Genomic DNA, 13,198 nt, shown 5'->3' on the forward strand with positions numbered 1-13,198 from the left:
CCGCGCGCGGCGAACTCAGACCGGGGTGCGCTCCTCCAGGCCCCACGCCTGGCCGTAGCCGCCCTCGGCCTCCGGCTTCGCCATCAGCTCGAGGAACGGGGCCGCCGGGAAGGCCTCCGGGCCGAGCACACCGACCCCTGACCACACGCCGCCGGCGAGCAGTTCGAGCGCGATCACCGGGTTCAGCGCGGTCTGCCAGACGACGCACTGTGCCTCGTACTCGGCCATCGTCCACTCGTTGTCGCTCACGTGGTACAGGTACACGGCGCGCGGGGCGCCGTCCTTGCCGGTGCCGGTGACGTAGACGCCAGCGCAGGTCTTGCCGGTCATCCGCGGTCCGATACTCGCCGGGTCCGGAAGCGCCGCCGCCACGACGTCGCGCGGGGCGACCTCCACCGGGCCGTCGGCGCTGCGCACCCGCAGCGGCGTGGTCTTGTCGAGCCCGAGCAGGTTCAGCGTCTTCAGCACGCCGATGAACTCGTCGCCGAGCCCGTACTTGAAGGTGACGCGCTTCGCGTCGAGCCAGCGCGGCATCAGCAGCACCTCTTCGTGCTCGACATTCACGCACTCGACCGGGCCGATGCCCTCCGGGAACTCGAACACCTCCGGCTCGCTGAACGGCGCCGTCGTGTACCAGCCGGCCTCCTTCTCCCACACCACCGGCGGGTTCAGGCACTCCTCGATCGTCGTCCAGATCGAGAAGCTGGGGGCGAAGATCTCGTTGCCCGCCTCGTCGCGCACCACCAGGTTGGCGCCGTCGCGCGTGCCCAGCTCGTCGATCTCGTCGAACAGCTCGTCGCTCGCATAGCGGGCGAACACGTCGCTCAGCCCCGGCTCGACGCCCATGCCAACCAGGGCCAGCTGTCCGGCCTTCTCCCAGTCGGGCGACTGCGCGAACTGGTCGTCGCCGAGCTTCACGTGGGTGAGCGCGTACGGCTCCTCCGGATGCGGCTCCGACAGGCTCATCGCCATGTCCAGATAGCCGGCGCCCGCGGCGAGCGCCCCCGCGAAGATGGTCGGCACGAACTTCGGCTCCACCGCGTTCATCACGTGCGTCGCGCCGTGCTCCCGCGCCAGGTCGGCGACCGAGTCGGGGCTCGACGCGTCGACGTGGGCCGCCGCGAAGCGCGCGGCGACGTCGGCGCCGTGCTTCTCGGCGATCCAGGCGACGGTGCGCTCGGCGCGGCTCCGGTCGTAGTCGCTGACCACGAGCAGCTCGAAGAAGTCACGTCGCGCGGCGATCTTGGCGATCGCATCGCCGACACCGCCCGCGCCGACCAGCAGGATCCTCATGCGCTGACGCTATCGCGCGGGGCCGCACCGCGGGAAGAGCGGACCGGGCTCAGATGCCGGCCGGCTCCGTATCGTCCTCATCCGCGGCCCCCGCGGCACCCTTGAGCCACAGCTCCACCCCCGCGACGTGCGCGGTCATCAGCGCCGCCGCCAGCTCCGGGTCACCCGCGCGCACCGCGGCGAGGATGTTGGCGTGCTCGGTGAGCGTGCGCTCCACCGCCCCCAGCTCGCTCAGCCCGCGCCACACGCGTGCCCGCACGGTGCTGCTGGAGAGGGTGTCGAGGATCCCCGACAGGTAGCGGTTGTCGGCGGCTGTGGCCAGCTCGCGGTGGAAGTCGATGTCGTGCTGCACGAGGGCATCCACGGTGGAGTCCTCGGCAGCGATCTCGGCGATCGACTCGAGGCGGGCGACCAGCTCGGGGCTGCGCCGCGCGGCCGCCGCACTCGCCGCCGCCGCCTCCAGGATGCGGCGCACCCCGAACATCTCCAGCAGCGTCGCATCGTCGTGGATGTCGACGACGAACGAGATGCCCTCCAGCAGCACGCTGGGGTCGAGGCTCGTGACGTAGGTTCCGTCGCCGCGACGGACATCGAGCACGCGAATCGCCTCGAGCGACTTCACGGCCTCGCGCAGCGAGTTGCGCGAGATCCCGAGCGCCTCGCCGAGCTCGCGCTCCGGAGGAAGCCGGTCGCCCGGCTTCAGCTCACCGGTCTCCAGCATCTGCTTGATCGCGGCGATCGCGTTGTTGGTCTGCGACATGGGACTCTCTATTCGACGGTGATGAGGGTGTGCCCCGAGGCGAATGACACCGTGAACCGAACGTATCCGTCCTCGTGGGTGAACGGCACCTCGACACCCTCAAGAGGACGCGATACACGGCGCGGCGGCTGCTCGCAGCGCACGGCGACCTCGGCCCCCTCGACGGGGAACGGATCGCTCACCGTCTCGACCTCCGACAGCGACCGCCGCGAGGGCAGGTAGCTCAGCAGGTGCACGAAGGTCTGCTGCTCGGTGCGCTCGAGCGCCACCTCAAGGTGGCTCGGGCCGCTCACCCGCGCGGCCGGCTCGGGGAACACCTCGCGCAGCGCGGCCGCGGCGAGCGCGCCCAGCTGCGGCACCCCGGTGTCGCCGTAGGCCTCCATCAGCCCGAAGGCGGCCACCGCGACGCGGTCGCGCACCACGAGCGCGGGGAAGTCGGTCGCCACGCCCGCGGGCGTGTACTCGTGGCCGCTGAAGCGCTCCGGCGTGCGGTCGAAGAACGGCTCGGTGACGGTCGCGTAGACCCGCGAGCCGTCGCCAGCGCGCACCCGGCGGATGCCGCCCGGCACGACGAAATCGAAGTCGGGCAGCCCGGTCGCCTCGGGCACCGGGCGGACGAACTCGCGCTCGAGCGCCGGGTCGCCGGTCGCCTCGACGCCGAGGATCGTCGCCGCGGCCGCCCCCTCGGGAAGCCCGGAGAAGAACACCGAGCCGCCGGCCGCGAGGAACGCCGAGACCCTGGCGCCGACCTCGTCATCCACCTCGACGCCGTCGAGGAAGACGACCGCGCGGTAGGCGCTGAAGTCGGAGTCGGGCGACAGGAAGTCGAAAGCGAGACCGAGCTCGGTCAGCAGACGCAGCGCACCCAGTTCACCCGGGCCGGGGGCGTCGGCGTGGATGACGCTCGCATCCGAGGCGATCGGACGACGGATCACCGCGACCTCGGCGACCCGGCTCGCACCGGCGGTGACCTGCTGCACCGCCTCGACGCGGGAGAAGGTCGACTCGAGCAGCCCGGTGACGGCGTCGTGCGAGCGTCCCGAGGCGGGCAGCGAGTCGCCGATGCAGATGCCGAGCCCCATGCTCACCATCTGCAGCGCCTCGTAGTCCAGCGCGGGGGCCGGGTGCAGGCTCGCGCTGTCGCCCCAGCTGCCGAAGAAGCGGCCGGTCATGCCCAGCGCGCGCGGCTGCAGCGGCAGCACGTTGCGCGCGACGTACGGCGCGTAGGCGTAGCCCCAGCCGCCGGTCGGCAGGGCCTCGATCTCGTCGTGGGTGCTGAACTCGAGCTCTTCGGCGAGCCGCAGTCGCGGGCGCGAGTTGAAGAAGACGCTGCGCCGGTAGCCGTCGCGCGTACCCCCGTCGACCATGTCGCGGAACCGCGCCATGTAGTCGTGCGACACCGCCCGCGCGGTCTCGCGCCGTCCCGCCTCGGTCTCGGGGTCGAATCCGCTGGCCCGCGCGGCGGCCTGGAAGGTGTCGCTGAACCCGGGCTGGTCGAAGCAGATGTCGAAGAAGAACCCGTCGGCGTCGGGGAAGTGCTCGAGCACGTCGGTGGTCTGCTCGGCCAGGAACTCGCGGTACGGGCTCGTCATGTCCATGACGCGCCAGCCGGGAACCCCGTGCGAGTCGACGCGGATCGGCTGGCCGGCGTCGTCCTGCGCGATCCACTCCGGGTGCGTCGCCGCCGCGTACTCGTCGAACAGGATGCTCAGGTAGATGGGGCTGCGGATCCCGACCTCGCGCAGCGCCTCCAGCTGCTCCCGCAGCAGGTCTCGTCCGCCGAGCCCGGGGTGCACCTCGTCGCGATCGGTCTGGTAGTACAGCTGCCCGTGGTGGCACTTCGCGAACAGGGTGACCGAGTCCACCCCGAGGCGCACGAAGCGGTCGGCGAACTCGGCGCGATCGAAGCTGTCGGCGATCGGCGTGATCAGCGGCGAGGTGTGGAAGTCGAGGTGGACGGAGCGCCGCGCGACGTACGCGGCGTCGGGGGCGGTCATCGGGGACGGGTCGTGACCCATGGTGTTGTTCCTCACTTGCCCCTCAGCGGAGCAGATCGAGCCTAAAAATGGGATGTCTGTGCGTCAAGGGGCGGCGGGGCCGGGGGCCGCGCCGAGCGGTGTGGGGTCGCCGAGCTCGGCTTCGGCGTGCCGCAGGGCGGCGCGCAGCTCCGCCACCCGCTCGGCCAGCTCGGGCCGGTCGATCAGGTTGTCGAGCTCCCAGGGGTCGGCCTCGAGGTTGAAGAGCTGGTCGTGACCGGGCGCGGAGTAGCAGATCAGCTTCCACGCGCCGCGGCGCAGGGAGCGCTGCTCCGCCTGGTAGGCGGTGAAGATCTCGGATTCGACCGGAGCGTCGTCGGTGATCGCGGTCGCGAGCGACGGGAACTGCAGATGCTCCGGCGCGGGCACTCCGGCCCACGCGCAGATCGTGGCGTAGATGCTGCCGGAGTACACCGGCTGGTCGCGCACCGCCCCGGCGGGCACGCCCGCCCCCGCGATCACGAGCGGCACGCGAATGCTGTGCTCGTAGAGGCTCTGCTTGCCCCACAGGCCGTGCTCGCCGAGCGCCAGCCCGTGGTCGCCCGAGAACACGACGAGCGCCTCACGCCCTGTGTCGGCCTCGAGTCGCTCGACCTCGGCGAGCAGCCGGCCGATCTGCTCGTCGACGTGGGTGATCATCGCGAAGTACTCGCGCCGGTGCAGCCGCACCGCGTCCTCGGTGCGCGGATGCGGGGCGAGCAGCTCGTCGCGGATGCCCAGCGAGCCGTTGTCGAAGGGATGCTCGGGCAGCGCGTTCGGCGGAACGGCGATCGACTCCTGCGGGTAGCGGTCGAGGAACTCCTGCGGGGCCTGCTTCGGGTCGTGCGGGGCGTGGTAGGCCACGTGCAGGAAGCGGGGTCGGTCGTCGCTGCGCCGCTGCAGGAAGCCAACGGCCGCGTCGGTCCAGCGCTCCGAGGAGTGCTGGACGCTGCCGTCGGGCAGGGTCATCCAGTGCCCGCCGCGGGTCTCGTCGGCCGGGTTCCAGCGATCGTTGTCGCGCGGCCGGCGGTAGGCGTCGTCCTCATCCGACAGCGAGCCGAGCATGCCGCCCGCCCAGGGGCCGACGGTCTCGTAGTCGGCGTCGAGCGCCTCGGTCTCGTTGTGCCATTTGCCGGTGAAGAAGGTGTCGTAGCCCGCCTCGGTGAGGGCCGCGCCGAGGCGGGTGACCTCCATGAAACGGGGCTCGCACTCGAACAGGGTCAGTCCGGTCAGGAGCATCCGTCGCGCGGGAACGCACACCGCCTGCTGCAGCGAGCCCTGGTTGACCGCCTGCGTGAACGTGGCCCCCCGGGCGCGCAGACGGTCCAGGTTCGGCGTCGCCACCTGGGCGCTGCGCAGCGACCAGTGGGTCATGTCGTCCATGAAGATCAGGACGACATGGGGGCGCGCGCGTCGCTGCGCCGCGGAAGCGGGGGCCATGCTCACATCGTAGACATGGGATGTCCTAGAGCACAAAACCCCTTGAAGTGAAAAGGAATGCGTTTTCCACCTTGGCGCCATAGGATGTTTTGGACTCGAAGAGGAGCGACACGATGAGCGAACTCAGCGCAGATGCGCGGCGTGCGGGCGACAGCTTCGCCCACCACTGGAACCTCGTCGTCGGCGCCGGCCGCGCCAACGAGGGCCTCCGCGCCGACTGGCAGCACCACCTCCGCGACGTCGTCGAGACGCACGGCTTCCGGTACGTCCGCTTCCACGGGCTGTTCCACGACGACATGTTCGTCTACCGCGAGAACGCTGCCGGCGAGGTCGAACCGTCGTTCCAGTACGTCGACGTGCTGTTCGACGCGCTGCTGGACACCGGCATCCGCCCCTTCGTCGAGTTCGGGTTCATGCCGCGCGAGCTCGCCACCGACACCGAGACCGCGTTCTGGTGGGGCGCCCACGGCTCGCCTCCCACCGACAGCGACAAGTGGGAGCAGCTGATCGCCCGCACCGTCGAGCACTGGCGCGACCGCTACGGCATCGACGAGATCCGCACCTGGTACTTCGAGGTGTGGAACGAACCCAACCTGCGCCCGTTCTTCACCGGCACCAAGTCGCAGTACATCGACATGTACCGCCGTGCCGCGCGCGCGGTGAAGGCGGTGGATGCGGAGTTGCGCGTCGGCGGGCCCGCCACCAGCAACTTCGTGCCCGACACCCGCTTCGACGGGGAGAAGGAGGACACCTCCGCGCAGGCGGACACGCTCGCGGCCGAGGACCTCGACGCGCTCGACTGGCAGCCGGTCTGGGTGAAGGAGTTCCTCGAGATCGCCGCACGCGAGAAGCTGCCCGTCGACTTCGTCTCCAGCCACCCCTACCCGACCGACTGGGCCTTCGACGAGCACGGCAACGGCTCGCGCCTGACCCGCGGCGTCAACGCCACCGCTCGCGACCTGCGCGTGCTGCGCGACCTCGTCAACGCCAGCGCGTTCCCCGAGGCCGAGATCCACCTCACCGAGTGGTCCTCATCCTCGAGCTCGCGCGACCGCACCCACGACTACCCGCAGGCGGCGACCTTCATCGTCAAAGCCAACCTCGACAGCATCGGACTCGTCGACTCGATGTCGTACTGGACGTTCACCGACATCTTCGAGGAGGCCGGCGGCGGGCAGCTGCCCTTCCACGGCGGATTCGGCATGCTCACCGCGCACGGCATCCCGAAGCCGACCTATCACGGCTACCGGTTCCTCACCGAGCTCGGCGACGAGCTGCTCGCGCGCACCGACGTCGGGGCGCTGACCCGCGACGGCGTCACCGGACGCGTCACCGGCATCGTCTACCACTACCCCGCCGAGGTCACCCTCACCGTTCCCGCCTCCATCGACACCCGCGAGCACGCCGACCGCACGCTCGCGACCGGCCGCGAGCGCACCGTGCGGGTGCACGTCGCCGGGGTGCCGGCCGGTACGCGCTTCCGCGTCGAGACCCTGTCACCGCAGGCCGGCAACGCGATCGCCGCCTGGGATGCGCTCGGCTCGCCCGTGAACCCGAGCCGCGAGGACGTCGCGGCCATTCGGGCCGCCGCCGAGGCGCTCGACGTCGCCGAGCTCGTCGCCGGCGAGGCCGGACTCGAGGCGGAGCTGACCCTGCCCGCGTGGGGCGTGGCGCTGATCTCTCAGCTGGACTGAGCGACCGCCCGAGCCGGGTCGCGCCTCAGCGGCGGCGTCGTTCCTCGCGCTCCGAGCCTCGGGGCCCACAGCGCCCACACGAACACCGCGACCCCGGCGCCGACGACCGCCCCGGCGAGCGTGTCGGTGAGCCAGTGCACGCCGAGGTAGGTGCGCGCGAACGCCATCGCTAGCACCCAGATCGCCCCGGCGATCCCCACGCTCCAGCGCCGCACCAGCAGCGTGAGCAGCACCGCCATCGTGGCCGCGTTCGCGACATGCCCCGAAGGGAATGACGCCGACTCCAGCTGCAGCAGCGCCTCCAGCGGGCGATCGCGATCGGCCAGCAGCTTGACCGCCTGCACCACGAGGGCGCTCGCCGCCGACGCCGTCACGAAGGTGAGGGCCGCAACCGGACGGCGCTCGACGAGGAACGCGATCGCGAGGGCCAGCGGAATCACCAGCACCCCGGCCCAGCCGCCGCCCAGGAAGTCGAGCAGCCGCGCCGGCAGCTCGAACCACGGGCCCGGGTTCTCGCGCAGCTCATCGACCCAGGCCAGATCGAGCGCGCTGGGGCCCTCCACCAGACGCAGCGCGAACAGGCCGCCGACCGCCACGATCGTCAGCACCGCCGCGGCGCTCGCGAGCAGGGTCGCGCCGCGGCGCGAGATGCGGCGGCGACGCGGGGAGGTCATCCCCCTATGTTCCCGCGATCGACGGCACCGTGCGCGGACGCACCACGATCCACAGCACCAGGATCGCGATCCCCAGCGTGGCCAGCTGCACGCTCGCCATCGGCAGCGCCGAGCCGATCCCCAGCCAGCCGACGATCGGCGAGATCAGACCGGCGAGGCCGAAGTTGACCGCCCCCAGCAGCGACGCCGCCGTGCCCGCCTCCTTGCCGTGGTGGGCCAGTGCCGTCACCTGGATCGCCGGGAACGTCGCCCCGGTGAGCGAGATGAGCACGAACAGCGGGATGAGCACCGTCCACAGCCCGCCGCCCAGCAGCGCGAACACGGCGATCGTTGCCGCCGCGAGGAACATCCCGGTGAGTGTCACCGCGATCACCCACTGCGGACCCACCCGGCGCATCACGCGCGACGAGATCTGCGAGCACACCGCCAGACCGAGCGAGTTGACGCCGAACAGCAGGCCGAACTGCTGCGCATCCATCCCGTACACGTCCTGGAACAGGAACGACGATGCCGCCAGGTAGGCGAACAGCGACGAGAAGTTCATCGCGCCGACGATCGCGACGCCGACGAACACGCGGTCGGTGAACAGCGCCCGGTAGCGGTCGCGCGCCGTGCTGTGGCCGACGTCGCGGCGGCGCGCCGGCGGCAGCGTCTCGATGATGAAGAACCAGGCGAGCGCCAGCACCACGACGCCGTAGCCCATCAGCACCCAGAAGATGCCGCGCCACTCCATCACCTGCAGCAGCTGCGAGCCGATCACCGGGGCCAGGATCGGCGCGAGGCCCGTCACCAGGGCGAGCCGGGCCAGCATCCGCACGAGCGGATGCCCGCCGAACAGGTCGCGCACCATCGCCATCGCCACCACGCTGCCGCCCGCGGCGCCGATGCCCTGCAGCACGCGGAAGAAGCCGATCAGGCCCAGGTCGGGGGCGAGCGCGACGCCGAGGCTCGCGGCGATGTGCAGCGTCGTCGCCACGAGCAGCGGCGTGCGGCGCCCCACCTTGTCGCTCCACGGGCCGACGAACAGCTGCCCCAGGCCGAACCCGACCGTGGTCGCGGTCAGCGTCAGCTGGATCGCCGCATCGCTCGCGTCGAACACCGTGGCGATCGCCGGGAACGCGGGCAGGTAGAGGTCGATCGTGAACGGACCGAGCGCGACCAGGGCCCCCAGCACCAGCACGTAGACGAGACGCTGACGCTTGGTGAGCGAGTCACCGGGGTGGAGGATGATCGGCTTGGTCGGCGGGTGCGCCTCGACGCTGATCTCAGAACTCACGAAGCGACGCTAGCCCAGGTCGGGGGTGCGGTGCTCGCGGATGACCTCGGCGAACCAGCGGGCGGAGTCCTTCGGAATCCGCTCCTGCGTCTCGTAGTCCACGCGCACGATGCCGAAGCGCTTCGAGTAGCCGTAGCCCCACTCGAAGTTGTCGAGCAGCGACCAGACGAAGTAGCCGCGCAGGTCCACCCCGCGCGCGATCGCGCGGTGCGCCGCCGTGAAGTGGCGGTTCAGGTAGTCGATGCGGTCGGCATCCGGAACCCGCGTTCCGTGCTCGGTCTCGACCACGCGGTCGGGGAACGCGGCGCCGTTCTCGGTGACCATCAGCGGCTGATCCGGGAACTCCTCGTGCAGGTGCACGAGCAGCTCCTCCAGCCCGTCGGGGGCGATGTTCCAGCCCATGTCGGTGTACGGGCCCGCCTGCTTCAGGAACTCGACGTTGCGGCTGCCCGGCCACGCGGATCCGCCCATGTCCTTGTGACCGTCGTTGTTCGTGCGAGGGGACACGCCGTCCCACATCTTCACCGTCACGGTCGAGTAGTAGTTCACGCCGAGCACGTCGATCGGCTGGTTGATCTGCGCCAAGTCGCCGTCGCGCACGAACGACCAGTCGGTCACCTCGGCGGTGTCGGCGAGCAGGTCGTCGTCGTAGCGGCCGCGCAGCAGCGGGCTCGTGAACGCGCGGTTGGCGAGCGCATCAATGCGGCGGATCGCCTCCGGACTGGTCTCGTCATCACCGCGGATGACATGGAAATTGAGGGTGATCGACAGTTCGGGGTCGTTCGTCGCCGCCCGCCGGATCTCCGGCACGGCGAGGCCGTGCGCCAGGTTCAGGTGGTGCACCGCGGCGAGCGCGTCGGCCCCGTTGGTGCGGCCCGGCGCGTGGGCGCCCGAGCCGTAGCCGAGGTAGGCCGAGCACCACGGCTCGTTGAACGTCGTCCAGGTGTGCACGCGGTCCCCGAGCGCCTCCACCGTGCGCGCGGCGTACTCCTCGAAGCGGTACGCGGTGTCACGGTTCGGCCAGCCGCCTGCATCCTCGAGCGGCTGCGGCAGATCCCAGTGGTACAGCGTCGCCACCGGACGGATGCCGCGGGCCAGCAGCCCGTCGACGAGCCGCGAGTAGAACTCGACGCCCTTCCGGTTGAACGAGCCCGAGCCGGTCGGCTGGATGCGCGGCCAGGCGATCGAGAAGCGGTAGGCCTCCAGCCCCAGCTCTTTCATCAGGTCGAGGTCGGCGTCGAGGCGGTGATAGTGGTCGTCGGCCACGTCGCCGGTGTCGCCGTTCCAGGTCTTGCCGGGGGTGTGGCTGAAGGTGTCCCAGATGCTCGGGCCGCGGCCGTCCTCGTGGGCGGCGCCCTCGATCTGGTAGCTCGCCGTCGCGGAGCCGAACACGAAGTCGGGGGCGAACGCGAGTCCGCCGTCGCGGTAGTCGGGGGAACCGGTGGACGCCATGAGGGCACGGCCTTTCCTGCAGTGGTGGTGGAGCTCGGGGCGGCCATGCCCGCGAGCCGTGTCTCCATCCTGGCGCACGAGGGCGTTCGGTGAGGTCGCCGTGTGGCGGGTTCCTGTGCGGCGCTACGCGCGCGGCGCGCGCACCCCGAGTCGCTCCAGGTGCGCGTTCGAGAACCGGCCCTCCGGGTCGAGCCGCTCGAACACCGCCCGCGCCTCGGCGAGCTTTGGCGTCACCGCGGCGATCCGCTCGGCGTCGACGGCGTGCCATTTGCCCCAGTGCGGGCGCGCGTCGAACGGGGCGAGCGCTGCCTCGATGCGCGGCAGCAGGGCGCGCACCGGCTCGGGCTCGTTCTTCCAGGTGAAGTGAATCGCCAGCACGTCGCGCTCGAACGCGCCCGAGAGCCACAGCGAATCCGCCTTCGCGGTGCGCAGCTCAGTGGCCAGCAGCAGCGGCGCGATGTCGTCGCGCAGTTCGCGCACCGCGGCGAGCGCCGGGGCACCGGTGGCGCGGTCGACGAAGTACTCGGTCTGGATCTCATCGCCGTTGCTCGGCGTCGCGTCGAGGCGGAAGTGCGGCAGTCGCTCCAGCCACGGCCCCGGAACCCCGCCCTGCGTGGTCAGGTTCTCCCCCGTCTCGAAGATCGGGGTGACCCCGCCGGCGCGGGAGGCGTCGAACAGGCGCTCCGGCACCTCGCCGTCACCGTCGCCCGCGCCCTCGATGCGGGACTTCAGCCAGATGTCGCCGGCGCCCTCGCCGAGCCAGTTCGAGAACACGCTCACGCTGTAGCCGGCTCCGGTCACCGCCTCCAGCTCGGCCAGCAGGGAGTTCCAGCTGAGGCCGACGAACACGTCCTGACGCACCCGGTAGCTCGGCTCGACCGCGAGCGTCACCCGCACCGTGATGCCGACGGCGCCGAGCGAGACCACAAGGGCATCGAAGTCGGGGGCGCCGCGCCGCACCGAGCGGAGCTCGCCCGAGGCATCCACGTATTCGATCCCGCGCACCGCCGTCGCGAGCACGCCGTTGCCGTTGCCGGAGCCGTGGGTTCCGGTCGCGATCGCGCCGCCGATCGAGATGTGCGGCAGCGAGCCCAGATTGTGCAGCGCCCAGCCGTGCCGCTCGAGCCATCCCGCCAGCACGCCGTACCGCGTCCCGGCGCCGACCGTCACCTCGCGGGCCGTCTCGTCGAGCACCGGATCGGGGTCGACGTCGAGCACCGTCACCAGTGTTCCGGTCGTGTCGGCGAGGTCGTGGATCGAGTGCCGGGTGCCGAGCGCGCGCACCGTGCCGAGCGCGCGCACGGCCGCCTGAACCTCGTCGATCGAGCGCGCCTCGACGAGGCGCGGAGCGGTGAATCGGTGGGTGCCGGACCAGGTCTGCAGCGGCGACGGGGCGTTCATCTGACGGAGCCTACGCCGAGGGAGAGCCTGCCGACGCCGGGTCGGTCAGGATCGGCTGCCAGGCCAGTTCGGCGGCCCCGATCAGGAGCCGATCCTCGCCGAGCGCGGCCGGCTGGATGCGCACCCCCTCGAACGCGGCCGGCACCGTGGTCGCGGCGACGGTGCGCTCCAGCTCGACCGGGTCGCAGGCCAGCAGGCTCGCCAGGAATCCGCCGAGCACCACCCGCTCCGGGTTGACGACGTTGATCGCGTTGCCGAGCGCAACCGCCAGCACGCGCTGCTGCCGGGCGACCTCGGCGGCGACCGTCGGGTCGTCGGCGGCGAGCAGCGCCCGTTCCAGCTGCGGCTCGTCGGCGCTCGTGAGCCCGAGCGTCGCGAGCAGCCGGGCGCGGCTCACCTCGTCTTCGAGCGTGCCGTGCTCGGTCACGCGGTCGGCGGCGTCCGTGAGACCCGGGCGATTCTGCCCGAACTCCCCCGCGTAGCCGTTCGCGCCGCCGAGCAGCTGGCCGCGCACGATGACGCCGCCGCCGATGCCGCTCGCGCCGCCGTTCAGATAGACCAGCTCCTCGACGCCGCGGCCGGCGCCGAAGATGCGCTCGGCGAGCGCGCCGAGGCTCGCATCGTTGTCGACAACGGTCGGGAGGCCCAGCCGTGCGGCGACGAGCTCGGCAATCGGCTCGTCCCGCCAGCCCAGGTGCGGGGCCCAGCGCACCACGCCGTCGCTCGCGCGCACCAGGCCCGGCACGGCGAGGCCGACGCCGAGCAGGCGGGGTTCAACGGCGGCCGCGGCGCGATACGCGTCGACCGCCTCCGCCACGATCTCGACGGTCTCGAGCGCGGTGACCGGGTGGTCGACCTCGCGCCGCACGCGGTGCTCGACGCGGGCGCCGAGCCCGACGATCGCGACGGTGACGGCGTCGAGCTCCGGGTTCACGGCCACCACGGCCGGACGCGAATGCGGGCGCACGACCGGCGAGGGGCGGCCGACGCGGCGGGGAGCCGGGGCATCGCCCTCTTCGACGAGACCCAGGCTCTCCAGCTCGCCGACCAGCGCGCCGATGGTGGAGCGGTTCAGGCCGATCTCAGCGGTCAGGGTCGCGCGCGAGACGGGACCGCCGCGGTGGACGCGCGCCAGCACGGCCGCGAGATTGCGGCGGCGGACCCCGTCCGTTCCGTCCTTCACGCTGACCATC

Annotated in this window: 10 protein-coding genes; 1 reads left to right on the top strand and 9 read right to left on the bottom strand. The window is 71.6% G+C overall.

Annotation, left to right across the window (positions count from 1 at the left end; translation table 11 throughout):
- Window positions 1-15: 15 nt before the first annotated feature.
- The 4 genes from AC0L6Y_RS09905 to AC0L6Y_RS09920 all read right to left on the bottom strand — a co-directional run bounded on the left by AC0L6Y_RS09905 (window position 16) and on the right by AC0L6Y_RS09920 (window position 5,508).
- Window positions 16-1,293: a saccharopine dehydrogenase family protein gene (locus AC0L6Y_RS09905; RefSeq protein WP_473551652.1), complete on the bottom strand. Its 1,278-nt coding sequence runs from the start codon at window positions 1,291-1,293 to the stop codon at window positions 16-18.
- Window positions 1,294-1,342: 49 nt separating this feature from the next.
- Window positions 1,343-2,053: a FadR/GntR family transcriptional regulator gene (locus AC0L6Y_RS09910; protein WP_473551656.1), complete on the bottom strand. Its 711-nt coding sequence runs from the start codon at window positions 2,051-2,053 to the stop codon at window positions 1,343-1,345.
- 8 nt (window positions 2,054-2,061) lie between these two features.
- A complete protein-coding gene (locus AC0L6Y_RS09915) occupies window positions 2,062-4,071 on the bottom strand; it encodes an alpha-amylase family protein (RefSeq protein ID WP_473551658.1) in 2,010 nt (669 codons plus the stop codon).
- A gap of 63 nt (window positions 4,072-4,134) precedes the next feature.
- The gene (locus AC0L6Y_RS09920) at window positions 4,135-5,508 is read right to left on the bottom strand and encodes a sulfatase-like hydrolase/transferase (RefSeq protein WP_473551662.1); all 1,374 of its coding nucleotides are present in this window, start codon (window positions 5,506-5,508) and stop codon (window positions 4,135-4,137) included.
- A 113-nt stretch (window positions 5,509-5,621) separates the two neighbouring features.
- On the opposite strand from AC0L6Y_RS09920, the gene AC0L6Y_RS09925 reads away from it, so the two are divergent.
- Window positions 5,622-7,202, top strand: coding sequence for a GH39 family glycosyl hydrolase (locus AC0L6Y_RS09925; RefSeq protein ID WP_473551666.1), 1,581 nt, complete (start codon window positions 5,622-5,624; stop codon window positions 7,200-7,202).
- On the opposite strand, the gene AC0L6Y_RS09930 is transcribed toward AC0L6Y_RS09925, so the two are convergent.
- The 5 genes from AC0L6Y_RS09930 to AC0L6Y_RS09950 all read right to left on the bottom strand — a co-directional run bounded on the left by AC0L6Y_RS09930 (window position 7,190) and on the right by AC0L6Y_RS09950 (window position 13,197).
- The gene (locus tag AC0L6Y_RS09930; RefSeq protein ID WP_473551669.1) at window positions 7,190-7,876 is read right to left on the bottom strand and encodes a phosphatase PAP2 family protein; all 687 of its coding nucleotides are present in this window, start codon (window positions 7,874-7,876) and stop codon (window positions 7,190-7,192) included. The two genes, AC0L6Y_RS09925 and AC0L6Y_RS09930, sit on opposite strands and share 13 nt — an antisense overlap.
- A gap of 4 nt (window positions 7,877-7,880) precedes the next feature.
- Window positions 7,881-9,152: a multidrug effflux MFS transporter gene (locus tag AC0L6Y_RS09935; RefSeq protein ID WP_473551672.1), complete on the bottom strand. Its 1,272-nt coding sequence runs from the start codon at window positions 9,150-9,152 to the stop codon at window positions 7,881-7,883.
- Between the two features lie 9 nt (window positions 9,153-9,161).
- Window positions 9,162-10,604, bottom strand: coding sequence for a GH1 family beta-glucosidase (locus AC0L6Y_RS09940; protein WP_473551675.1), 1,443 nt, complete (start codon window positions 10,602-10,604; stop codon window positions 9,162-9,164).
- 123 nt (window positions 10,605-10,727) lie between these two features.
- Window positions 10,728-12,005, bottom strand: a complete 1,278-nt coding sequence (locus tag AC0L6Y_RS09945; RefSeq protein WP_473551677.1) for an FAD-binding protein — start codon at window positions 12,003-12,005, stop codon at window positions 10,728-10,730.
- A 10-nt stretch (window positions 12,006-12,015) separates the two neighbouring features.
- Complete coding sequence (locus AC0L6Y_RS09950) at window positions 12,016-13,197, bottom strand: ROK family transcriptional regulator (RefSeq protein ID WP_473551679.1); 1,182 nt, start codon at window positions 13,195-13,197, stop codon at window positions 12,016-12,018.
- Between the last annotated feature and the right edge of the window lies 1 nt (window position 13,198).

Source organism: Pseudolysinimonas sp. 10J20-29 (genome assembly GCF_055809595.1).

Bases quoted from the DNA above. Each gene is read 5' to 3' on its own strand.
- AC0L6Y_RS09905 (WP_473551652.1), bottom strand. From the start codon at position 1,293: ATGAGGATCCTGCTGGTCGGCGCGGGCGGTGTCGGCGATGCGATCGCC.
- AC0L6Y_RS09910 (WP_473551656.1), bottom strand. From the start codon at position 2,053: ATGTCGCAGACCAACAACGCGATCGCCGCGATCAAGCAGATGCTGGAG.
- AC0L6Y_RS09915 (WP_473551658.1), bottom strand. From the start codon at position 4,071: ATGGGTCACGACCCGTCCCCGATGACCGCCCCCGACGCCGCGTACGTC.
- AC0L6Y_RS09920 (WP_473551662.1), bottom strand. From the start codon at position 5,508: ATGGCCCCCGCTTCCGCGGCGCAGCGACGCGCGCGCCCCCATGTCGTC.
- AC0L6Y_RS09925 (WP_473551666.1), top strand. From the start codon at position 5,622: ATGAGCGAACTCAGCGCAGATGCGCGGCGTGCGGGCGACAGCTTCGCC.
- AC0L6Y_RS09930 (WP_473551669.1), bottom strand. From the start codon at position 7,876: ATGACCTCCCCGCGTCGCCGCCGCATCTCGCGCCGCGGCGCGACCCTG.
- AC0L6Y_RS09940 (WP_473551675.1), bottom strand. From the start codon at position 10,604: ATGGCGTCCACCGGTTCCCCCGACTACCGCGACGGCGGACTCGCGTTC.
- AC0L6Y_RS09945 (WP_473551677.1), bottom strand. From the start codon at position 12,005: ATGAACGCCCCGTCGCCGCTGCAGACCTGGTCCGGCACCCACCGATTC.
- AC0L6Y_RS09950 (WP_473551679.1), bottom strand. From the start codon at position 13,197: ATGGTCAGCGTGAAGGACGGAACGGACGGGGTCCGCCGCCGCAATCTC.